The organism is Bacillus cereus group sp. BfR-BA-01349, from assembly GCF_022663795.1.
Lineage (GTDB): Bacteria > Bacillota > Bacilli > Bacillales > Bacillaceae_G > Bacillus_A > Bacillus_A cereus.
Window position 1 is genome coordinate 30,013 of record NZ_JAKUGE010000010.1, and the last position, 22,784, is coordinate 52,796.

Sequence of the window (22,784 nt, forward strand, 5' to 3'; positions counted from 1 at the left end):
ATTTATTTTAACAAACATAGAAAAAAGCGATCGGAAATTTCTTTCCAGCCGCTTTCTTGAATAACATTTACTTGTAATCCATCCTCTATATCAAATGGATTTTGAACTTTAAATATTTCTTCCATCAGCTTCAAAAACTCTTCTTCAGTTTTAGATTCACCATTAACCATAAGTGAGTATGGTTCCACTTCACCTAATTTATAATCGACAACAAATTGAATCTTCACCTTTTGTCTTGGGGTTCCGGTGTTATATCCTTGGAATTCTACTAATTCTAACCCTTCCGTTCCACGATAATATATCCAACCTGAATTTTGAAAATAATTTTCGAAAGATTCACCTATTGAAAAGAAAGGATATTCATAAAGCGAGCTTGTACGAACCTTTTGAATAACGTCTCGATCAGTCGGAAAAAAGAAATGACTAAAAAATATGCTAGCAACTGCTAAAATAGTAACAATTGTCGCTCCCATTTTGCTCGTTCCGCCGCTATCATTGATTAGATAGTTTTCAACTGATTTATCTTTTATTTCTCTTGCTTTTATTCGGTATATACGTCTTTCCGCAAATTGATAGTATAATCCATTTGCAAAAATCCCCATTCCAAACAGAATAAAAATGAGTAATAAAAACGTAAGAGGCACCATATTAATGATTGGCAACGCTACATTAAATCCCATATAATACGAAAATGCATCACACGCTACTAATAACAACATAAATAAAGCAGCTGGTACATAATACTTACGATATCCTAGCCAGCCTATATTGAAAATAGCAGCCCAACCATTCCAGCTCCACCTAGCAATCCGCTTATTCTCAAGCTCCCATTTCCTTTTGTAATACGGATATTGTCTCCCTACATATACTTCTAGTTCTTTATCTATTAACGAGCTACCTTCATCTTGTTCATTATCCAAGTTTCGCTGACAACTTGCACAATTTAACTGTTCCTCCTCGCAAGGTTGCCCACAATTTATACATTTCAAAACAATCCCTCTTCCCATCTATACGTCATTTCAAAATACCTTCGTGTTTTAATAACCACTCTTTCCTCCATAAACCACCAGCATATCCAACAAGCTTTCCACTCTTCCCTATTACACGGTGACATGGAACAATTATTGAAATTGGATTCCGACTATTTGCCCCTCCTATTGCCCGTACAGCTTTTGTATTTCCAACTTTCTCTGCAATATCTAAATATGAAGCACTTACGCCGTACGGAATAGTATAAAGTGCATCCCATACATTTTTTTGAAATGCTGTTCCCTCCGCAGACAGCGGGACCGTAAACTCTTTTCTTTTCCCTTTAAAATATTCATCTAACTCATTTATACATTGTTCTATCATTTCATTTTTATTTTCTTCTTGTCGTTCATCAACAAATATAACAGACGTAATTCCTTCTTGATTCGCTGTAATTTCAAGCAAACCTACTTCGCTTTCATAATAAGCCTGGTACATATGCCATCCTCCAATTCAGTTCATATTAGTCATTGTAACACGAATATACAAAATTTTTCGTATAAGCGTTTTATTAGAGAAACAAAAAAGAGAATGATACAATGTAAGAAAATTCAATCTAGGAGGCTATTGGATGAATTCCGAACTTTTTTCACCTTATACAATTAAGGACGTTACATTAAAAAACCGGATTGTTATGTCACCTATGTGCATGTATTCATCGGAAAACGGGGATGGCCAAGTAACGAATTTCCATCTCATTCATTATGGAACAAGAGCTGCCGGTCAAGTTGGTTTAGTTATGATTGAAGCAACAGCCGTGTTACCTGAAGGTCGAATTTCAAATAAAGACTTAGGCATTTGGGATAACAGTTTAATTGAAGGCTTACATAAAACGACTACTTTTATACATGATAATGGTGCAAAAGCTGCCATTCAACTCGCTCACGCCGGAAGAAAAGCAGAACTAGAAACAGATGCGTTAGCTCCTTCAGCCATTCCATTTAATGAAACAATGAAAATGCCAATAGAAATGAGCAAACACCAAATTAAAGATACTGTATTAGCTTTTCAGCAAGCTGCAGTACGATCAAAACAAGCTGGATTTGATGTTATTGAAATACACGGTGCTCACGGTTATCTTATTAATGAATTTCTTTCTCCGCTTTCCAATAAGCGGACTGATGAATATGGTGGTTCACCTGAAAACCGCTATCGTTTCTTACGCGAAATCATTGACTCGATAAATGAAGTTTGGGACGGACCAATATTCGTTCGTATTTCAGCAAATGATTATCATCCTGACGGGCTAACGGTTCAAGATTACGTTCAGTATACAAAGTGGATGAAAGAACAGGGAATAGATTTAATCGATTGTAGTTCTGGCGCAGTTGTACCAGCACATATTGATGTGTATCCCGGTTATCAAGTACAATATGCCAAACATATTAAAGAGCATGCTAACATTGCAACTGGTGCAGTTGGATTGATTACGACCGGAGTACAAGCAGAGCAAATTTTAAATAATAACGAAGCAGATTTAATTTTCATCGGACGTGAATTACTTCGCAATCCGTATTTTCCGAGAATAGCGGCCAATGAACTTGGCTTTGAATTGCAAGAACCTCACCAATATAAGCGAGCACCAGGAAAAATTCATACGAATAAATAAAACCGAGAAGTCATTCTTCTCGGTTTTATTTATTCTATCGTTGTAATTTCATTTGAATTATAAGTATGGATACCCGATTCTTCTCGCAGCGCGGTTATATACATCCCTTTCGCCACATCTTTAGCTGAAATTGGTTTATATTTTTTGAAAGCTCCTTTAAAGATAAACGGAATAATACGAGATAACTTTTCAGCCATTCGTTCGCCGAAACGAAATTCTTGTCGATTTCCTACTAATAATGATGGTCTAAAAATGTGAATACCACCAATCACTAACTTTTGCAATTCTTCTTCCATTTTTCCTTTCACTTGTGAATAAAAGAAGAATGATTTAGGATTCGCTCCCATAGAAGACACGACAAGGAAATTTTGTACCCCTTGTTTTTCAGCTAAACACGCAGCTCGTAACGTATATTCATAATCTACTTTTTTAAAATTTGCTTTTGTTTTTGCTTTTTTTATTGTTGTTCCTAAGCAACTAAAAACATCATCCACAGCAAAGAACTCTTTATATTCCTCTAATACCGAAAAATCAACTTGTTTCTGCTGTAACTTCTCATGTTGCAATTGCATTGGCTCTCTTACAAAAATAGTAACCGAATCGTAGTAATCTGATCCAAGTAATAGACGCGTTATCTCTTGTCCAACTAAACCACTTGCACCAAGTATTAACGCTGTTCGCTTATTCATATATGCATATACCTCTTATTTTACTTTTCTCTCCTTTAGTAAAATACAACCTTTAGGAGTTTCCTGCTCTTATTTTACCACAAGTAAAACACTATGCGTACGCATAGTGCTTTACTCACTCTTTCTTCTCATCTCTCTCTTGTAATTTCGTTATTGTTGTAGCGTCCCCTAAATTACTTATTAATCTTCTTAAAAAAATTAATACGAAAGATAATGGCAATACTACCGCTAATATTAATAAAATACCTTCCATTAAGTAACCCAAGCGCTCATCCCCCTCTTTACCTCCTTTTCAATATATGAAAACAGCGTTGTCACATATGCATGCATTTGCAAAAATAATACACCTATATTTGACAACTTTATAACAAAAACAAATCGGAATGATTATTATTTATTGCAACTTTATTAAAGATGTATTATACTAAGTTCGCAAACTAAAACGTAATTATTCCGTTTTGTATTAAAATGATATTTTTCTTCTATAATTGGGGAAAATATATCCGTAAAAAAGAAAAGAGGAGAACTTCATGCCTAAAAGATTGACTATATTTTCATTCTTACTTATTTTTACCTTAATTTTCGCTGGCTGCTCAAATAAAAAAGAAAGTAATGCCAAGAAAGATGGAAAGCTAACAGTTTATACAACGATTTTCCCAATTGCTGATTTCGCAAAGAAAATCGGTGGCGACTATGTAAATGTTGAAGCGATTTACCCACCTGGTGCAGATTCACATACATTTGAACCAAGTCAAAAACAAACAGTACAAGTTGCAAAAGCCGATTTATTTGTTTATAACGGCGCTGAATTAGAACCATTTGCTGAAAAAATGGAAAAAACATTACAAAAAGAAAATGTTAAAATTGTAAATGCATCTAAAGGTATTGAGCTTCGTGCTTCTACTGAAGAAGAGCATCATGATCATGGAGATGGCCATAAAGAAGATGAACATCATCACGATAAAGACCCGCATGTTTGGTTAGATCCTACTCTAGCAATGAAACAGGCAGAAAAAATTAAAAATGCACTTGTAGAATTACAACCTGAACATAAACAAGAATTCGAAAAAAACTTTGCAGCACTTCAAACTAAATTTACTGATTTAGGCGATGGATTTAAGGCAGCTGTAGCGAACGCAAAAACGAAAGAAATTTTAGTTTCTCATGCTGCCTATGGTTACTGGGAACAACGATACGGCCTAAAACAAATTCCTATCGCTGGAATTTCAGCTTCTGATGAACCATCTCAAAAGCAGCTTGCTGACATTACAAAAACAGTAAAAGAACATAATCTAAAATATATTTTATTCGAAACATTCTCTACTCCAAAAGTAGCATCCGTAATTCAAAAAGAAACTGGTACAAAAGTTTTACGCTTAAATCACTTAGCTACTATTTCTGAAGATGATGCAAAAAATAATAAAGATTACTTTACTTTAATGGAAGAAAACATAAACACATTGAAAGAAGCAACAAACTAATCCATTATATTTTCTAGGCAGCTGAATTTGTTATTCAGCTGCCTTTTTATGTATTTATCCTTGACTTGACCAAAATAACAAGTAAAATTATCCATATTAGCTTTAAAGCTATATTAATTTAGAAGGTGAGTTGGGATTATGAATCTTCACATTTGTGAAGTAACAGCAAAAAATTGGCGTTCAGTAGTTGCTTTAGACGTCGCAAAAGATCAGCAACAATTTATTGAAAGTAACGCGTTTTCTTTAGCAGAATCATTATATGAAGGAAACGGAACGTCAGTAGGTTTATATGATGGAGAAACACTTGTAGGATACGCAATGTATGGATGGTATTCAGTAAAACATAAAAGTGTATGGCTCGATCGCTTTATGATTGACCAACAATATCAAGGAAAAGGATACGCAAAACGTTTCCTTCGCTTACTCATTCAATTCTTACAAGAAAAATTTGAATGCAAAATAATTTACTTAAGTTTACATCCAGACAACAAACTTGCAATGGGACTGTATGAATCATTTGGTTTCCGCTTAAATGGGGATATTGATGATGAAGGTCCAGTTGTAGGTGTTGTAATGGAGTTACTAATAGACGAAAATACAAGCCTGTGAAAACAGGCTTTTTATTATACATTTATCAATTTTTAGTTTCTCTCCCTTATTTAATTCTGTTTTACAATCTAATAGAATGCTCATAAAAAATAAGCCTGCAATTTACGCAGACTTATTTCACACACTCCTCGAAATGTTCTTGGAACCACTCTTTATTAATATCTCTTCCGATAAAAACTACTTCACTTACTCGCTCTTCTCCCTCTTGCCACTCTCTATCGTACGAAGCAGCAAATAACGTATGTACACCTTGGAAAACGATACGTTTATCTACTCCATCTATCGATAAAATTCCTTTGTAACGATATAAATATTCCCCTAGCTCTTGAACGACAGCTGACATCCACTCATTAAGCTTTTGTAAATCCAGCGGACGTTCTTCACGTAATACAAATGATTTCACACCTTCTAAGTGGTTATGTTCTTTATGAGGGTAAATTTGCAACGTATCTTTCGTTTTAAATGTTTGGATTTGTAATAAAGATGGTATATCTACCTCACAGTTAGTCGCCTCAATTAACTTTGCAGTCGGGTTAATCCCTTGAATTTCATGCAAGAGATTTTCTTTCTCATTCTCTTCAATTAAATCTAATTTATTTACTAAAACGACATCAGCAAACGCAATTTGCTCTTTTGCTTCTAATCCTTTTTCAAAATGTTTATGTATATGATAACTATCTACCACCGTTACAACACCGTTAATTTGGTAAGCAGATTGGATGACTGGATCTAAAAAGAATGTTTGAATAATCGGCCCTGGATTTGCAAGGCCAGTCGTTTCAATTACTAAACCATCAAAATCCATTTTCCCTTCTGCTTTTACGTCCAATAACTGTTTTAAAGCAACAAGTAAGTCTTCACGTACAGTACAGCATAAACAGCCATTTGTCATTTCCATAATTTCTTCTTCCACATTCATAATCAACTGATTATCAATGCCAATTTGCCCTATTTCATTTACAATCACCGCTAATTTCTTACCGTGATTTTCTGATAAAATACGATTTAATAATGTCGTTTTCCCCGATCCAAGAAAACCAGTTAATATTGTTACTGGAATCATTTCGTACATCTCCTTATAGCTATATGTTTCTATATTATAGCATATAGAGAAAATCGTTTTTGTAGCAAAACATATTTATTGTCTGTACACCTAATTAACTATATAATAACATGTAGTAAGAAAGCCTTTTCAAAACATTATTATTCTTCTAGGAGGTACTTATAATGGAGCAAGTTCAAATGGCTGAGACGCTAGAATTTTCTCGTATTATTCAAGGATTTTGGCGTTTAGCAGAATGGAATATGACGAAACAAGAATTACTTTCTTTCATTGAAGATTGTATGGATATGGGAATTACTACTTTTGATCACGCTGATATTTACGGCGCATATACGTGTGAAGGGTTATTTGGCGAAGCTTTACAATTAAAGCCTTCCTTACGAGAAAACATGCAAATTATTACAAAGTGTGGAATCGCTCCCCCATCACCGAAATTTCCAGAGCGATATGTTGCTCACTACAATACTAGTACAGAGCATATTATGCAAAGTGTAGAAGCATCACTTAAAAATTTACATACAGATTATATTGACGTATTACTTATTCATCGTCCCGATCCTTTTATGGATCCAAATGAAGTGGCAAAAGCATTTTCACAATTAAAACAAGAAGGGAAAGTTCGTCACTTCGGTGTATCTAACTTCTTACCTTCACAATTTAATATGTTAAGTTCGTACTTAGATTTCCCACTTATTACGAACCAGATTGAAGTTTCTGCATTACAGCTTGAGCATTTTGAAAAAGGGACAATTGATTTATGCCAAGAAAAACGAATCAATCCAATGATTTGGTCACCTCTTGCTGGTGGGGAGATTTTTACTGGTCAATCAGAACGCGCCGTACGTGTACGTGAAACTGTGCAAAAAGTTGCTACTGAGCTAGGTGTTTCTAGTATCGATACGGTTATGTATGCTTGGTTACTTGCTCATCCAGCTAATATGATGCCAATCGTTGGCTCTGGTAAATTAGATCGCGTAAAAACTGCCGCTCTTGCTACAAAAGTTAACTTAGACCGTCAACAATGGTTTACAATTTTCGAAAGCTCTAATGGACATCCTGTACCATAATGCATAAAAAGAAGAGCTGTTTTTTTACAGCTCTTCTTTTTCATATGTATTTCTAGTCATGGCAAATACACACATATCCCTTAATCCGTTTCCATCTACCGCAACACTCGCACTTTCTAACGTACCTTCTAACTTAAACCCTAATTTCTCAGGTATCGCTCTACTCTTCTTATTTAAAGAATCACAACGAATTTCTACACGGTTTGCTTTTAATTCAGAAAAAGCGTAATCCGTTATACCTTTCGCAGCCTCTACCATATAGCCTTTTCCGCTAAACCTTGTATCAATCCAATATCCGATTTCAAATTGAGGTATATCCCAATTAATACGATGTAATCCGGCTGAAGCAATAAATTCACCTGTTTCTTTCGAAAATACTAGTAATCTTAAATCCTCACGTTGCAAAAATTGAATATGTGATTTTCTAATACTTTCTTCTACTTCTTGCTCTGTTTGCTCTTTTTGTGCAAACATCATCCAAGGTTTTAGTTCTTGTATTGAAGCCTGAATTGCATCATATACAACTTTACCATCTCCTGGTTTCGGCATTCGAATAAAAAGCCTGTCAGTATAAAATTCAGAAGGAAAATCGAATAATAACGGATTCACTGTAAACACTCCCTATATTTCTTTTATATATAATAATATCCATCTCAAGTTATATAGTAAAGAATTTTCTGAATTAAAAACCTTTTACTCATTCACTTCCACCGCTACACGAATTCCAGATTCAATCGCACCTTGAATCCATCCGTGATATAGCGTTGTATGATCTCCAGCGAAGAATATTCTCCCCTCTGGTTTGACAATCGCTGGTTGCAGCTCAGATTCTTGACCTGCTTGAAAAAGTGCAAATCCTCCAAGCGCATACGGATCCAATGTCCAGCTTTTTGAAATTCCAGATATGAACTCATCATACACTTGACCACCTAATATTGTTGCTAAGTTGTGTAATGCGTAATAAATACGATCCCCTTTTGATAAACCATCCCATAACAACGCGTCATAAGACCATGTATAGCTACCTAACATCATAGCCGGTCCTTTCTCCCCAATTCCATAACTTGGATAATAGGCATAACGAATTGGCAAATCTGTTATAATTCTGCCACCTAATTGTCCTTGTTCTTCCCAAAATCGGCTTTTAAATTGAATTCCTATTTTCGTTGCAGGCATATAATGTAATTCACGAATTGCTTTCCATTTTTCATGAGATATAGAATCAAACGGATCTACTTCTACAAAACGCATTGTCGAAAACGGAATGGTAACAATAACTAAATCTCCTGTAATACTACTATATTCAAAAGTTTCCTCGTTCCGATAGAAAGCTGTCACACCATTCGATCGTTCCAAAAAACCTTCTAAATCTAATAGAACACCAATCATCTCAATTGTTACTGGCGAAAAGTAAGTATTATACTGATAAGGATGATACTTTAAAAATTGTCCAGTAGAGTATCTTCCAAAATCCTTTACAACAATATCCCAATTTTTTTCTGGGTTCTTTTTTATAAAATTTATAATGGGCTGTACCGCTAACATTAATAATTCCTCTGACGTTTTTCCAACTTCATTCATTTCCACAGGATATCTTAGAATACTTGGATCTTTTTCATATTGTTTTAACGTCGTTTTCCGTCCATTTACGTATATAATATCCGTCTCATTCCTATTAATAAAAGGTCTCACCTGTAGCCCAAATTTTCTTATATATGCCATCGTTAATGTATGCGAATACGGAATCCTCATTGCTCCAACATCTAAATATAATCCGGTATCTTCCATTCTCACTGTTTCTATACGGCCACCTACCCGGTTATTTGCTTCAAAAATTTTCACATCATGTCCTGCAGCCTTTAATAAAGATGCTGAAACTAACCCAGCCATACCAGCTCCCACTACAATAATCTGTTTTGGGCTTATCGTCTTCTTCAATCCTTTATCTATAACTTTTAATGCTTCATCCATTTCAGTGTTATACATTATATCTTTCTGCACAATTCCACCCCTTACTTCATCAAATGGACGTTAGTGGTTTAGTGCATTTTATTCATAAATCCCCATAAACATAACACCATTGCAATTTGAATATTCACTAAAAGTACATAAGAGACAGATCTCACTTTTCTTTATACTTCGTATAATATAGCAATTGCAAAGAAGGAGTGGTTAAAAATGAAACATACTTATGACTACGATGCTACAAAAAAACATTTAGAATTAAAGAAACAAAGCTTATGTAAAAAACTTAGCAATATGAAGCTATCTGAAAAAGAACGTGAACAACTAAAACGTGAAATTGACAACTATGAATATATTTTAAATCTAGTCGAAATGAATCATTACGAACGCGGATTTTCTCGTTAAAAGCGGAAATAAGATTATCCGCTTTTCATTTTGAGCATTTCACTACGCATTTTTCATAAGTAAATATATAATAGGATGTACATTAAGATTGAGAGGTATATTCTATGATCAAGTTAAGTGTATTAGACCAATCACCTATTTCAGATGGTAGCACAGCAACCCAAGCTTTTTCACATACAGTTACGCTTGCACAAGAAGTTGAAAAACTCGGATTCACATGTTTTTGGGTATCCGAACATCATAATTCCGTATGCTTAGCTGGTTCAAGTCCAGAAATACTTATTTCTCATATTGCCGCAAAAACGGAACGTATTAGAGTCGGTTCAGGTGGTGTTATGTTACCGCATTATAGCCCATATAAAGTTGCTGAGAATTTCCGTGTTCTAGAAGCACTGTATCCGAACCGCATCGATCTCGGTGTTGGTAGAGCTCCTGGTGGTATGCCAATAGCAACTCGCGCACTTCAAGAAGGGAAAATGGTCTCACTTGATCAATACCCAGAACAAATTGCAGACGTTGCAATGTACTTACATGATCAAGTACCAGAAAACCATCACTATGCAAACTTAAAAGCCACTCCAGTTATCCCAACGTCTCCTGAAATGTGGATGCTCGGTTCTAGCGGAGAGAGCGCTAAAATTGCTGCAAACAACGGAGCTTCTTTCGCATTTGCACAATTTATTAACGGCTTCGGAGGCCCTGAAGTTATGAGGGCTTACCAAGAACAATATGAGCCTTCATTTTTAGGAGATAAGCCTAATTCAATCGTTGCCATCTTTGTTATATGCGGAGAAACAAATGAAGAAGCGGAAAAAATTGCTTCTAGTTTAGATTTATCAATCTTATTATTAGAGCAAGGAAAACGAACTACTGGTACACCTTCTATTGAAACTGCTCAAAATTATTCATACAGCGCTTATGATTTATTCCGTATAAAAGAAAATCGTCAACGTATGATTGTTGGTGATCCGTCTTCTGTAAAAGAAAAAATAATAAACTTAAGCAAAGCATACAATACTGACGAATTTATGATTGTCACGATTACTCATCAATTTGAACATAAATTAAATTCTTATCGCTTACTAGCAAATGCTTTTAATTTATAATTCTAAAAAGAGATGCATCACATGTGATGCATCTCTTTTTCTTACTACTTATTGTTTTCATTTCCTATATATTCAATAGCTTCTTTTAATAGCTCTTCAAAGTTAATAGGATAATCATGATCTAAGTCAGGCACAACTTTATACTTATGTTCTATATTTTTCTCTCTTAATAGTTGTACAAATTGCTGCGTGGATTCGAAACAATCTTCATCTTGATCCCCGCATACTATATATCCTTTTATATGTTTATCCTTCAGCACTCTTAGCAACTCATCCCATTCTTCAATCTCGGGAAGCCATGGTGCAATAAAAACAAAACCATCTACATTTATATCTTGTTGTAAAATCGTATATAAAGCTACTCTCGCCCCTGCAGAAAAACCACCAATGATTACACTTTCTACTATATGATTTTCTATAAACTTATTGTAATGCTCTTTTAATTCCTCTTTCCCTCTCTCTATATCCTCCCAAACAAATCCATCTGAAAACTCAATTTGTGAAGACTGTGGTAAAGCTAACGTATAATCTTGTATCAAAACAGATTTCCAATATGGTTCTACTATTTGCATATTTTCTTGGTTACCATGCAATGTAAGTAGTAGATTTCCTTCTTTCTTGCTGTATATATATTTCACATCTGGTCTTTCCTTTTTATGTGCTAATTCTTCTCTTTCTTTACATAATTGCACCATTGTATGAAATTCTTCAAATTTATGTAGTGATTTTAAATCTTCGTCGGAAATTAAATACTCATTTCCATACCAGAATCCCTTTTCTATAATGGCCTCTCTCATTAAATGTAATGCTTCTTTTTCAAGTCCCGATGCACTTGCGAGTGCATACTTAAAATTATATATTTGCGCCTCATTCCCTATTACACCTGTAGCGTTTTCCATTATATAATTGTACGCTTCAAAACTTCCTTTATTTGCATAACAACGTAACGTTTCATTTAATAATTGAATGTAAGTCATACTATTTTTCATGTACCAATTCCCCCGCAACTTTTTATAATATTTATTTTGCGAATCTTTATACCACTTTGTATAACCCACGCTAACAATACCTTATTCTCAGAATGATGCTTAATAGTTGCTCTTCCCTGTCCAATACATTTAGTATAAATAAGAATAGACTGAAAAATCAATATTTTAACAAACAAAAAAAGACAACAATATATGTATTGTTGTTTTCATTACGTCTACCCACTCTTTTGTTTTTTTCTATCTGGTTTACTTGAAACTAAATAATGTTTTTCTGAAATATATAAGTCTCTTTTTAAGCTACGATTTAAGTAAGGTCCTAATTTCATTCCACATATGAGGCGATCTTCGCTACCTTCAACAATTGGGAACATTTCTTTTTCTGTTACGTATTGATCTACTGCTTTTTGTACGACATCAATTTCTTTCACTAGGTTTAAATTTTCTGCTGTATGTTCAAATACCTCAAGCGTTTCCTTCGTTATGAGAAAAACATTTGTTGGAAATGCAGGTAAATATGGTTTTAACAAATCATAATTTACTGTATAATCATCATTTACTAATACTGTATAAACGATATTAGCATTCGTTTCTAAAAACTGAGCCATCGCTTGTTCTAATTCATCTTTCGTAATTTCCCGCTCTTCTTTTCCAGTTCTGAAAAAGCGAAACATCGCATCGCCTCCTTTTTACTATATTATAGCATAAAAGAAAACTGAAAAATCATAAAAAAAACCATTGAAATAATTTTTCAATGGGTTTCTATATATTTATCGTTATTTTAAGAATGCACTTAGCATCCATACATGCTGTTCTAATGTTGTATGAATTGCTAACAGCATGTCAGCTGATGTTTCATCGCCAGCTTCACCCGCAACTTCCATACCTTCTTTTAATTCTTGAATAAGTGCAGAATAATCATTCACTAATGTTTGCACCATTTCTTCTGCAGATTCTTTGCTTGTCCCTTCGCTGACACTAGATGTTGCGAGATATTCTTTCATTGTCGCTAATGGTTTACCTTCTAAAGCTAAAATACGTTCTGCTAACTCATCAATATACGTTCCAGCCTCATTATAAAACTCTTCAAATTTCTCATGTAATGTAAAGAAGTGTGGCCCTGTCACATACCAGTGATAATTATGTAGTTTAACATATAACACATTCCAGTTTGCTACCTGCTTGTTTAATACTTTAACAACATTTGTTTTCGTACTCATACAATCACTCCTCTTATCATTTTGTAATGTTTATCTTTTAATAACTTAATTACATTTTACCATACATTTCCTTTCCTTTCGAACAATTGGCTTATATGTAACAAAGTTTTAACACCTTTAATGCTTCCCTAATATCATTTAATTCATGTATTTTTTCAAACACTTCATACGTCTAATTGTCCAAGCTCATACATATGCATAATAGTACATCAAGCTCATCATAGTAGAAAGAGGGATAACATGGACAATCAACAATGGCAAGTAGCAAAGAAAGTAGCTGCTACTTATATCGGAACTGTCGTTGGAGCTGGATTTGCTACTGGACGAGAAATTGTTGAATTTTTCACAGTGAATGGATTATACGGGACAATTGGCATATGTGTAAGTGGATTTTTTTTTATTTGGCTTGGCACAAAGATGATGTTACTTTCATCACAAATCGGGGCATTTTCAGCGCAAGAATTTAACAAATATTTATTTGGGGATGTATTTGGGAATGTTGTAAACACATTATTATTACTCGTTTTATTCGGCGTAACGAGCGTTATGTTATCAGGGGCTGGTGCAGTATTTGAAGAGCAACTTCGCTTACCAAGACAACTCGGTATTCTCATTACAGTTATCGCTTGTCTCATTATAAGTAGCCGCGGGTTACAAGGTGTTTTTGAAGTAAATACACTTGTCGTACCTATTATGATGATTTTTATTATAGGACTTGCTATTACAACCTTTTTTCACGGTACACCTCCTATTAATAACACTATTCCTGCAGAGAGCTGGAATATGAAATGGATTACTAGCCCTATTACATATGTCGCCTTAAACCTTTCTCTCGCCCAAAGTGTTCTCGTCCCATTAGCCAGTGAAGTAAAGGATCGAAAAGCCATTTTTTGGGGTGGGATTTTAGGTGGTGCTGGACTTTCTTTAATTTTATTATGCAGCCATTTAGCAATCTTATCAGTCGATCAATTTTATCAATATAACATCCCAATGGCTGAAGTCATAAGAAGATTTAATGCAACTTTTCACTTCTTCTTCGTCCTCATTATTTTCGGTGAAGTTTTCACAACTTTAGTTGGTAATGTGTTCGGAATGACAAAACAGATGCAATCTATTACTGGGTGGAAGAATCACAATATTATTTTCTTCATTTTACTAATTAGTTATTGCTTTAGTTACATCGGTTACAGTGACTTACTTCACATTCTATATCCTATCATCGGATGGGTAAGTATTGTTATACTTCCAATCATTGCGTTTAAACAACTTCAAAAAACATAAAAAAGCATCCATGTTATTGGATGCTTTTTTATGTTCATTCACAATCATCACATACTTCCCAGTACAGTCCCATTTCTAATGCTAAATACGGCTTTAACTGCAACCGAATCATTCGACTAGGCATGCGTTCTAAAACAAATTGAATACCTTCTTCATCTTCGTCTAATTCAACTTTTGAAATCGTAATTTTTTGCATAGTCGTAATGGGAATTCCATCTTTATATAAAGTGATTTTCACCTCATCGTATTCATTAAAATACAATTCGACACTCATTTGATTTTTCAGTATTTCATCACCAATTTTAAATGTATCATTTTGTTCTTGGATTATATATTTCCATCCGCCTCTATCTTCTTTCGGAGCTGTTTGAAATAATGTCTCCAAATCCTCGTATAGCATAAGATAACCCCTCTCTTACTAAAAAACGATGAGTATTTTATATACCCTTTATCTCTATCACTATCCATAGCTATTGTACCATATATCACCGTTCTTACCGTATTCATTTGCTTCATACACACTTATAAAATAACTAATTCTATCTCCATTATTATGTATATTACCTCATTACTCCATACACTCTTATAAGTTCAAATAACGACAGACTTTAATCCATGCAAATATTGTCTACTCTCCGCTTTTATTAGCTCACAGCATTCACAACTTTTACATATAGTAAGACTACCACAAATAAAAAAGGAGAGTGACTTATACCACTCCCCTTAAAAGAACTTCCCTATAGCTGCTAAAACTAATACGATTATTAAAATTGCAAATAATAATGAGACAATGAAACTAAAAATAGGTAACGCTTTCTTTTCATTTTTCTTAAATAGTAACTTTAAACTAAGAAAAATATTTACTGGTACAAGTATAAAATAAAAATATTTAACAATTTGCACCGAGCTATTCGAAAGTGTTTTTAATATAAACACTTCAATTAGAAAAACAATAAAAAATGAAATACTTAGCCAAAATGAGACGTAACTAAGCCAAGAATGTCTTTTTGTCCCCCAATACACTCCCATAATACTCTCCTTTTATTTGTATTCTATAGGTTAATAATTATACACAAAGCTAACAAATACCTCTATTTTTCGACAAATATTATACAAAATACCATTTTAAACGTCATAAAGGAAGTTTACATCTCCATTTGATTTTACATAATAAAACAGACTACCCTCTAGTGTCATAATGCTACTAGGGGTAGTCTGTTCTTTATTAAACTTTAAATCTCTCAATTAATACTTGCAACTCTTCAGCCATTTGAGATAGCGTACCCGCCGCTGATCCAATTTCCTCCATCGAAGCTAGCTGTTCTTCAGCTGAAGCCGCAACATTTTGTGTGCTTGTCGCATTATTTTGTGCTGTCATTGCAATTTGTCCTACTGAAATAGATACTTCATTTGCCCCTTTTGACATTCCATTAGCCGTTTCAACCATCGTCTTAATTTGATTAGCTATTTCATTTGTAGATTGTAAAATTTCAGCAAAATTTTGCTTCGTTTCATTTGCAATAACAAGTCCAGATTGAACTTCTTCATTTACATGATTCATTGATTTGACTGTCTTACCCATATCGTCTTGTATTTCGCCTATTAATTTACTAATTTCACTGGAAGATATGCTAGACTGCTCTGCCAATTTACGTACTTCATCTGCAACAATTGCAAAACCTCTTCCATGTTCACCAGCTCTTGCAGCTTCAATTGCCGCATTTAAAGCTAGAAGATTTGTTTGATCTGCAATGTTTTGAATTACTTCTAATATATCACCAATTTGTTTTGATTTATTATTTAATAACCGTATAACAGCATCTGATTGTGAAACCGATTCTGCAATAGACTGCATCTGGTTTACTGTTCTTCCTACTAGTTTCCCACCATCTTCTGCTTTTTCACGAGTATGAGCAGAAGCAATATTAATAGATGATGAACTATTTGCTACATGCTGAATTCCTTCCGTTACATCAAACAGTAACATAGCACCATTTTCTACACTTGTTGTTTGCGTCGTTGCCCCACTTGATATTTCATCCATTGCTGTTGTAATTTGCTCAGTTGCTTCACTCGCTTGTCTTACACTTGCAGTTAGTTCTTCTGATGCTGCTGCAACATGTCCTGCCGAAGTGTTAATCCTTCCAATTAACGTCCGTAATGAATTTGTCATCTCGTTAAAACCTTTCGCAAGTTGACCAATTTCATCATTAGAATGAATTTCAATTGTTTGCGTTAAATCCCCTTCACTTATTTCTTTAGAAGTGATAACTAATCTCTTTAAAGGCTTCGTAATTGAAAGTGTCACAAAATAAATAAGTACTCCACCTACTACTAACGAAATAAGCATAACAATTAACATATTATAAAATACAGGTTGAGCAGCTTCAATTACTTCAGTTGCGTACATCGTCCCACCAATTTTCCAACCTGTTTTTACGTTTGTAGCAAATACCATATTCTTTTCACTACCACCATAAGAATATGTAAAAGCACCATGATTATCTTCATAAATTTTCTTTGCCCAAGAATCAGCTGCTTTATCCCCTGATTTTTCTTGTGGATGAGCAATGATTTTTTGCTTTCCATCTAAAATGAAGGCATATCCTTTTTTACCAATATTGATTAACTTTGTTGTTTTTAATAAATTGTCTAAACTTAAATCTAGCGCAACAACCCCATTTTTATCTTCTGTTTGTTTTGCAATCGTTACGACAATATGTCCATTTCCTTTTGCCTTATATGGCTCGCTAACAACAATACCACCTTGTTTTGCCACTGCATCTTTATACCAAGGTCGTGTTGTTGGATCATAATCTGCTGCCATTTGTATATTTGGTTCCTGTACAAATTTCTTATCATTACCGGCAACATACACTTGTTCAACATCTATATTCAAATTGATATACTGAGATAATGTCTTTCTTAGCTCATCCTGATTATCCCCTTGATACATATTCCCTTGAATTACTCGTGCAAAGTTATTCACATCGTTAAATTTTGCTTCAATCATTTGATTGATTAAATTATCTAATATTTTTATATTATCGTTAGCACTACTCGTAATTTGTGATTCAAAATTCTTTTTAGCAGTTTGATAAGACATGCCCCCGATTATAGAAACGGCTGCAATTAAAATTACAAAGAATGAAATTAATAGCTTTTTTGCTACTTTCATATCACGAAACAAATTTAATAGTTTACCCATTATGAACCTCCTAATTTTCAAATTTAAAAGTTAAATTGAGTTAATTATGAATATTTCCCATTCCTTAATTATTATTTTCATAACCTATTATGGTGAATACTTTGTAAAGTTTAAACAATTAATTTCCCTTTGTCTATATATGTGAATAATATTATTATAAAATTTACAAATAGAAAAAACCAAAGGGGCCCCTTTGGTTTTTACATTTTTTTATGTTGTTTAGAAATTTTCTTCCATTTATCACGCTCTGCTCTGGCAAGGATGGCATCTTGTTTCCTCATAAAATACGCCAGTTCTCTTTGTAATTTTTTATAGCTTTTCAAACGATCTATCGTAATAAGTCCGTTTTCAATTGCACTATACACCGCGCATCCTGGTTCATTCTCATGCTTACAATCACGGAAACGACATGTTGTCGCAAGTTCTTCAATATCAGAGAATGCTGTTTGAATCGCTTCGCTGCCTTCCCAAAGTTGCAATTCCCTCATGCCAGGCGTATCAATAACGAGAGCGCCACTAGGCAATTGGAATAATTCTCGATGCGTTGTCGTATGCCTCCCCCTACTATCCTCTTCACGTATATCTCCCGTTTTTGCTACATCAATTCCTATTAAAGCATTTAACAAAGTTGACTTTCCTACCCCTGATGATCCAACTAAAGCAATTGTTTTCCCTGAAGAAACGAATTGTTTCAACGAATCTATACCTGTATGCTCTAAACTATCAACAACGAAAATAGGAACACCAATTGCTATAGCTTCCGTTTCTACAATTTTCTCTTCCACATCATTACATATACTACTCTTTGTTAAAACAATAACTGGCATAGCGCCGCTTTCATACGCTAATAATAAATAACGTTCCATCCTTCTAACATTAAAATCATGATTAAGTGCATTCACTAAAAATAAATAATCTACATTTGCTGCTATAATCTGTTCTTCTGTTCTTGTTCCAGCCTCTTGTCTTGAGAAAGAGCTTCTTCGCTGGAAAATACGATGAATAATCGCTTTCTTTTCATCTTCTAATTTCTTTATATACACCCAATCACCAACTGCTGGATAATCGCCTTTCGTAACCGCTTCATGCCGAAACTTCCCAGACAGTTCTGCCATATATTCACCATCATTACAAATAATGCGATATATATGCTTATGCTCAAGTAAAATACGACCTACTTCATAATTTTTCTCTGTAACTTGTTCTTCAAAAAATGAATCCCAGCCGAAAGATTCTAAAATATTTTGATTCAAATAAATATCCTCCCTAGTTTGTACTAAGTGGAAGGATTGCGAATTACCTTATATAATATCGCCCTTTCCATCCACCTTTGTATTTGGTTGATTATTCATATAAGTTATTTTCGCCATAATACATCACCCCGTTCTTATTTTAATTATTCTCATTATATGGAATTCTCCTATAAAAAGCTACATTATTTTACGTAATTTTCAAATAACTTTTTTGAGCATTCTAATTTGTCCTCGATGACTAATTTCATCTTCTAGCACATGAAACCATAGATAGTGCTGGTTATATGCTACACCGTTAGGCCACTTTCTTTCTGACATGAGCCACTCATCACCTTGTTCACTTAAATACTTCAGAGATTCTTCTCGAACACTTTGTAGAAGTTGTACATAATATTGTATTTCATGACCACGGATTGCTCTACCCGCTTCCCCTAAATACAGTGCATCTTCCCATATTTCTAATTCTTCTTTTGTAAAGTCACGATCTTGAAATGAAATAAGCTGATGAACTTTTTCAATAGCTGCTATATGCTTTAATAAGGCGCCAATTGAATTTCCGCTGCTTTGCATAATTAAATCTAATTGCTCAACTGATAAATTTTTACTTCGCCTAATGTTACAGCTCTCGTATGCTCAAGCAGGCTTACTAATTCCCCTATTTTTTTGTATAACCATCTACACTTCTTATTCGATAATCTATATTCATATCACGCACCCCTTTCTGCATTCATATTATTGTAAAAATGATTCATATAATAGACTGAAATCTATCTAAATTTTCTGTCATAATTAATTTGAATACAAAATATACCCAAACAAACTTTCTCAATATGCTTATATGAAATATTAAAAGGAATCAATATAAAATAATCGAATCTTATTCACTAAAAGGAGTGGATTCGATGGAAATGTATCAATGGCTAACCGCTGTTCTCGTTGGTGGCATTACCGGCTTCGTTTCCCATCTAATCAATAACCAAGGTAAGTTATTGCTTCCACGCCGTTTGAAAACATTTTTTCATTTTGGATTTTTAACTGATATTTTTACTGGTAGCCTAGCCGCACTTCTTGGGCTCGTTTTATTCGATGTCACCGCAATAAAAGAAATTATAAAAGTATCCATTGTAACTGCTATTTCCGGTCAAACTTTTTTACTACATCAAGCTCTTGGTGGCGAACAGGCTAAAAATACGCAAATTGGGAAAGCTGATGAGAAGATTCAAGAAATTGACAAATTATTGCGACGTTAGTGTATACTTTCTTTTAAAATTATTGTTATAATGAGAAATAAATATTTTCTATTGCGTCGTTTGTCAGGAGAAAGGGTGTTTCGTATGACAAAAAAGAAAATAGAAGATTTCTTAACAAACTCCGAAAAAGAGGAACTGCTAGAAAACTATAAATGTTTACGAGAAGCCCGCACAAAAAGCGAAGCTAACTATTTTGGCGAAGCAGTAAACCATCTATTAAATAAAGCAAAACAACGAATTATAAAAGATGCAGGTATACATGATGAAAATGCTGCAACTGTTCAATCAAAGAGAAAAGCACTGTTTTAGCTACATTAGCTAAAACAGTGCTTTTTATTACAATACTTTTCACATTACTTTCACATCTATTTCACAAATATAAGTAGTCCGATATGCTAAACTAAGTATATCCTTTTCCAAGGAACTATATGCCGATATATAAATCCCTATCTTTATAGGGATTTTTATTTTTTGATTCCTCATAACTTTGTTACAATACATTTCTTCTACTATCTCTATACTTTTAGTAACCACTTTAATTAAAAGCACATTCATGTATTCACACTCTTATTAATTCTGATTTGCGAAATATTTATACAAGCTTTATGATGCAATTCCTGTTTCACTATTTTCAGTAAGTTTTTCACTTTTTCTAAACAAAAATAAAGCTCCTATATATAGTAACGCAGTAAAACTACCTATAAGTATAAAATTGTGAGATATTGCAAATAACATTCCAGCTATTGCCGCACCAATCATTTGACCAATGTACATAGAAGCATTTGCAAGCGCGGCTCCTGTTCCTCTTGCTACACTAGACATGTTTTGTAAGTGCCTCATCATTAATACAAACAAAATTCCTGTCACAAAAAATAAAACAAAGAAAAAGTATTCAACAACAATAAGACTCTTTAAATAGGGAAGTATTACATACGACAGAGCCATATAAAAAAACATCTCATATTCATATGAGATGTTTTTTTAATATGGCTATTCTTTTAATAAATCTACTAATCCATTCCCTTCAGATGTACGTTCGTACCCTAAAGGTACAGTTCTTTTAATGAGTTGTGCATATATTTCCGGCTCCGATAACTTTCGACCGTATTCTTTCTCACACTGTTTAATGAGCAAGGCGAGCGCTCCAGCAACATGCGGCGTCGCCATGGAAGTTCCACTTAACACAGCATATTTTCCTTCTGGATACGTAGAGAATATTTCATCACCTGGCGCTACTAGATCAATTTCTTGATTTGAATTACTAAAACATGCAATCTTCCGCTCTAAATTAACGGCACCAACTTCAATTACCTCGGAGTACGCACCCGGAAAGTCTAGTTCCTCTGTTTCATCATCGCAATCTCCATTATTTCCAGCAGCACATACAACGAGAACATCCTGCTTTACCGCATTTTGAATTGCTTCATGTAATTCTGGAACATCTTGCGGACCACCAAGTGACATTGAAATAATTCTCACTTTCTCTTGATTCGGCCCTCTCCAATTTACAGCATAATGAATTGCCTCAATAATTTGCTCATAACTTCCAGAACCATCTCCCGCTAAAACTTTTAATACTAACATTTTAGCAAGTGGTGCAACTCCTAATACACCGACACCATTTTCAGTCGCGGCAATCGTTCCCGCAACATGAGTACCATGTCCGTTATTATCAAGATACACATTTGGATCAGCTTCATAATCTTTTGTGAAATTTCTTCCGCCGATAATACGATCTTTTAAATCTATATGATTAGTATCACACCCTGTATCTAATACGGCAACGACTACATCTTGCCCCTTCACACTCTTTTCCCATACTTGCGGAGCGTGAATCAGTTGTACACCTGGTGGAATTTCATTTACTTGTTCTACCACCTTATTTACGGTAAACGGAATCAATTGTATACCTTTTTGTTTATTCACTGTACTACTCATCGTAATCCCTCCTGAAAATGTATTATTTTCATTTCAGACCACTTTTGAATACGTGTAAATGTAACATTCGTTTTATTCTTTTTGTTTTCCTTCTTTTCAAATATTTCTCAACATCATTTACTACCTCTATAATACTTCTTTATTTTCCCTATGATTTGTAGGAAGTAACAACCCGAGTCGTTCAACTAATAACCAAAATAAGAGGACCAATTAATGGTCCTCTTACAGTCTTTTAAAAGAATGATATGTAATTTGAAAAATAATATAAATTAAGACTAAACCTCACTCTTGTTTAAAAACTTTTCTATTTCTTTTACTAAATATTCCGCTCCCTCTATACCAACTGTAATATTTCCATTTGCTAATGTAATATTCTGCCCTGAAACATCACCTGTGATTTGGCAAGCATTGTAAGGTTGATATTTTTGTAAAATGATTTTATCTGCTTCTACAAAAATTTCAAGCGGTGATTTGATTTGTATTCCCAATACATCGCGTAATTCTTTAGGGATAACAATTCGTCCTAATTCGTCTACTTTTCGAATAACTCCTGTTGCTTTCATATTTCTCCCCCCTTACTCTCTATTAATTTTTTCACCTCGCTTTTTCCATTTTATCACTTTTT

26 protein-coding genes and 2 pseudogenes are annotated in these 22,784 nt (G+C 34.1%); 9 read left to right on the plus strand and 19 right to left on the minus strand.

Going from position 1 to position 22,784, the window contains the following annotated elements:
* Positions 1–2: 2 nt before the first annotated feature.
* Positions 3–1,007, minus strand: a complete 1,005-nt coding sequence (locus MR169_RS07820; protein ID WP_372584793.1) for a DUF2628 domain-containing protein — start codon at positions 1,005–1,007, stop codon at positions 3–5.
* Positions 1,008–1,014: 7 nt separating this feature from the next.
* Entirely contained in the window at positions 1,015–1,467 is a 453-nt protein-coding gene (locus MR169_RS07825; RefSeq protein ID WP_000283913.1) for a methylated-DNA--[protein]-cysteine S-methyltransferase, read from the minus strand.
* Positions 1,468–1,600: 133 nt separating this feature from the next.
* Here MR169_RS07825 and namA point away from each other — a divergent pair, with 133 nt between their 5' ends.
* On the plus strand, positions 1,601–2,638 hold the full coding sequence (namA, locus tag MR169_RS07830; protein ID WP_001083646.1) for an NADPH dehydrogenase NamA: 1,038 nt from the start codon (positions 1,601–1,603) through the stop codon (positions 2,636–2,638).
* Positions 2,639–2,667: 29 nt separating this feature from the next.
* On the opposite strand, the gene MR169_RS07835 is transcribed toward namA, so the two are convergent.
* On the minus strand, positions 2,668–3,327 hold the full coding sequence (locus MR169_RS07835; RefSeq protein WP_001042740.1) for an oxidoreductase: 660 nt from the start codon (positions 3,325–3,327) through the stop codon (positions 2,668–2,670).
* Positions 3,328–3,442: 115 nt separating this feature from the next.
* A complete protein-coding gene (locus MR169_RS07840) occupies positions 3,443–3,592 on the minus strand; it encodes a hypothetical protein (protein WP_242319219.1) in 150 nt (49 codons plus the stop codon).
* A 265-nt stretch (positions 3,593–3,857) separates the two neighbouring features.
* Here MR169_RS07840 and MR169_RS07845 point away from each other — a divergent pair, with 265 nt between their 5' ends.
* On the plus strand, positions 3,858–4,808 hold the full coding sequence (locus MR169_RS07845) for a metal ABC transporter substrate-binding protein (RefSeq protein WP_242319220.1): 951 nt from the start codon (positions 3,858–3,860) through the stop codon (positions 4,806–4,808).
* 138 nt (positions 4,809–4,946) lie between these two features.
* The gene (locus MR169_RS07850; RefSeq protein WP_001048677.1) at positions 4,947–5,417 is read left to right on the plus strand and encodes a GNAT family N-acetyltransferase; all 471 of its coding nucleotides are present in this window, start codon (positions 4,947–4,949) and stop codon (positions 5,415–5,417) included.
* 112 nt (positions 5,418–5,529) lie between these two features.
* Here the strand turns inward: MR169_RS07850 and MR169_RS07855 are convergent, their stop codons facing one another.
* The gene (locus tag MR169_RS07855) at positions 5,530–6,480 is read right to left on the minus strand and encodes a CobW family GTP-binding protein (protein ID WP_000613422.1); all 951 of its coding nucleotides are present in this window, start codon (positions 6,478–6,480) and stop codon (positions 5,530–5,532) included.
* A gap of 164 nt (positions 6,481–6,644) precedes the next feature.
* Between MR169_RS07855 and MR169_RS07860 the strand changes: the two genes are divergently transcribed.
* Positions 6,645–7,547 carry an aldo/keto reductase gene (locus MR169_RS07860; RefSeq protein WP_242319221.1) on the plus strand — a complete coding sequence of 301 codons (903 nt, stop codon included), beginning with the start codon at positions 6,645–6,647 and terminating at the stop codon, positions 7,545–7,547.
* A 24-nt stretch (positions 7,548–7,571) separates the two neighbouring features.
* Here the strand turns inward: MR169_RS07860 and MR169_RS07865 are convergent, their stop codons facing one another.
* Positions 7,572–8,156 carry a GNAT family N-acetyltransferase gene (locus MR169_RS07865; protein ID WP_001068740.1) on the minus strand — a complete coding sequence of 195 codons (585 nt, stop codon included), beginning with the start codon at positions 8,154–8,156 and terminating at the stop codon, positions 7,572–7,574.
* Between the two features lie 84 nt (positions 8,157–8,240).
* Entirely contained in the window at positions 8,241–9,548 is a 1,308-nt protein-coding gene (locus MR169_RS07870; protein WP_242319222.1) for a flavin monoamine oxidase family protein, read from the minus strand.
* A 177-nt stretch (positions 9,549–9,725) separates the two neighbouring features.
* Here MR169_RS07870 and MR169_RS07875 point away from each other — a divergent pair, with 177 nt between their 5' ends.
* Complete coding sequence (locus MR169_RS07875) at positions 9,726–9,917, plus strand: DUF3896 family protein (RefSeq protein WP_000683360.1); 192 nt, start codon at positions 9,726–9,728, stop codon at positions 9,915–9,917.
* Between the two features lie 104 nt (positions 9,918–10,021).
* Positions 10,022–11,023 carry an LLM class flavin-dependent oxidoreductase gene (locus MR169_RS07880; protein ID WP_242319223.1) on the plus strand — a complete coding sequence of 334 codons (1,002 nt, stop codon included), beginning with the start codon at positions 10,022–10,024 and terminating at the stop codon, positions 11,021–11,023.
* A gap of 44 nt (positions 11,024–11,067) precedes the next feature.
* Here MR169_RS07880 and MR169_RS07885 read toward each other — a convergent pair whose 3' ends face one another.
* The 3 genes from MR169_RS07885 to MR169_RS07895 form a co-directional block, all read right to left on the minus strand.
* The gene (locus MR169_RS07885) at positions 11,068–12,012 is read right to left on the minus strand and encodes an alpha/beta hydrolase (RefSeq protein ID WP_061663506.1); all 945 of its coding nucleotides are present in this window, start codon (positions 12,010–12,012) and stop codon (positions 11,068–11,070) included.
* Positions 12,013–12,227: 215 nt separating this feature from the next.
* Positions 12,228–12,683: a DUF3939 domain-containing protein gene (locus MR169_RS07890; protein WP_000488206.1), complete on the minus strand. Its 456-nt coding sequence runs from the start codon at positions 12,681–12,683 to the stop codon at positions 12,228–12,230.
* Between the two features lie 102 nt (positions 12,684–12,785).
* The gene (locus tag MR169_RS07895) at positions 12,786–13,229 is read right to left on the minus strand and encodes a Dps family protein (protein ID WP_242319224.1); all 444 of its coding nucleotides are present in this window, start codon (positions 13,227–13,229) and stop codon (positions 12,786–12,788) included.
* A 240-nt stretch (positions 13,230–13,469) separates the two neighbouring features.
* Here MR169_RS07895 and MR169_RS07900 point away from each other — a divergent pair, with 240 nt between their 5' ends.
* The gene (locus tag MR169_RS07900) at positions 13,470–14,510 is read left to right on the plus strand and encodes a YkvI family membrane protein (RefSeq protein WP_000370203.1); all 1,041 of its coding nucleotides are present in this window, start codon (positions 13,470–13,472) and stop codon (positions 14,508–14,510) included.
* 34 nt (positions 14,511–14,544) lie between these two features.
* Here the strand turns inward: MR169_RS07900 and MR169_RS07905 are convergent, their stop codons facing one another.
* The 5 genes and pseudogenes from MR169_RS07905 to MR169_RS07925 all read right to left on the minus strand — a co-directional run bounded on the left by MR169_RS07905 (position 14,545) and on the right by MR169_RS07925 (position 19,677).
* Entirely contained in the window at positions 14,545–14,910 is a 366-nt protein-coding gene (locus tag MR169_RS07905) for a DUF3979 family protein (protein ID WP_016117642.1), read from the minus strand.
* 323 nt (positions 14,911–15,233) lie between these two features.
* The gene (locus MR169_RS07910; protein WP_000539571.1) at positions 15,234–15,539 is read right to left on the minus strand and encodes a hypothetical protein; all 306 of its coding nucleotides are present in this window, start codon (positions 15,537–15,539) and stop codon (positions 15,234–15,236) included.
* Positions 15,540–15,735: 196 nt separating this feature from the next.
* Complete coding sequence (locus MR169_RS07915; RefSeq protein ID WP_242319225.1) at positions 15,736–17,718, minus strand: methyl-accepting chemotaxis protein; 1,983 nt, start codon at positions 17,716–17,718, stop codon at positions 15,736–15,738.
* Positions 17,719–17,918: 200 nt separating this feature from the next.
* Positions 17,919–18,971: a ribosome small subunit-dependent GTPase A gene (gene rsgA, locus MR169_RS07920; protein ID WP_001073077.1), complete on the minus strand. Its 1,053-nt coding sequence runs from the start codon at positions 18,969–18,971 to the stop codon at positions 17,919–17,921.
* 182 nt (positions 18,972–19,153) lie between these two features.
* Positions 19,154–19,677 (minus strand): annotated as a pseudogene (locus MR169_RS07925) (DinB family protein).
* A gap of 196 nt (positions 19,678–19,873) precedes the next feature.
* On the opposite strand from MR169_RS07925, the gene MR169_RS07930 reads away from it, so the two are divergent.
* On the plus strand, positions 19,874–20,221 hold the full coding sequence (locus MR169_RS07930) for a DUF4257 domain-containing protein (RefSeq protein WP_000426317.1): 348 nt from the start codon (positions 19,874–19,876) through the stop codon (positions 20,219–20,221).
* Positions 20,222–20,305: 84 nt separating this feature from the next.
* The gene (locus tag MR169_RS07935) at positions 20,306–20,530 is read left to right on the plus strand and encodes a hypothetical protein (RefSeq protein ID WP_000162602.1); all 225 of its coding nucleotides are present in this window, start codon (positions 20,306–20,308) and stop codon (positions 20,528–20,530) included.
* A gap of 39 nt (positions 20,531–20,569) precedes the next feature.
* On the opposite strand, the gene MR169_RS28305 is transcribed toward MR169_RS07935, so the two are convergent.
* The 4 genes and pseudogenes from MR169_RS28305 to MR169_RS07950 form a co-directional block, all read right to left on the minus strand.
* Positions 20,570–20,776 (minus strand): hypothetical protein, encoded by a 207-nt coding sequence (locus tag MR169_RS28305; RefSeq protein WP_001101741.1) that lies wholly within the window; start codon positions 20,774–20,776, stop codon positions 20,570–20,572.
* Between the two features lie 48 nt (positions 20,777–20,824).
* A pseudogene (locus MR169_RS07940) lies at positions 20,825–21,163 on the minus strand (MFS transporter permease); the annotation flags it as partial.
* Positions 21,164–21,211: 48 nt separating this feature from the next.
* On the minus strand, positions 21,212–22,159 hold the full coding sequence (locus tag MR169_RS07945) for a serine protease (RefSeq protein WP_242319226.1): 948 nt from the start codon (positions 22,157–22,159) through the stop codon (positions 21,212–21,214).
* A gap of 275 nt (positions 22,160–22,434) precedes the next feature.
* Entirely contained in the window at positions 22,435–22,722 is a 288-nt protein-coding gene (locus tag MR169_RS07950; RefSeq protein ID WP_000648325.1) for an AbrB/MazE/SpoVT family DNA-binding domain-containing protein, read from the minus strand.
* Positions 22,723–22,784: the final 62 nt, after the last annotated feature.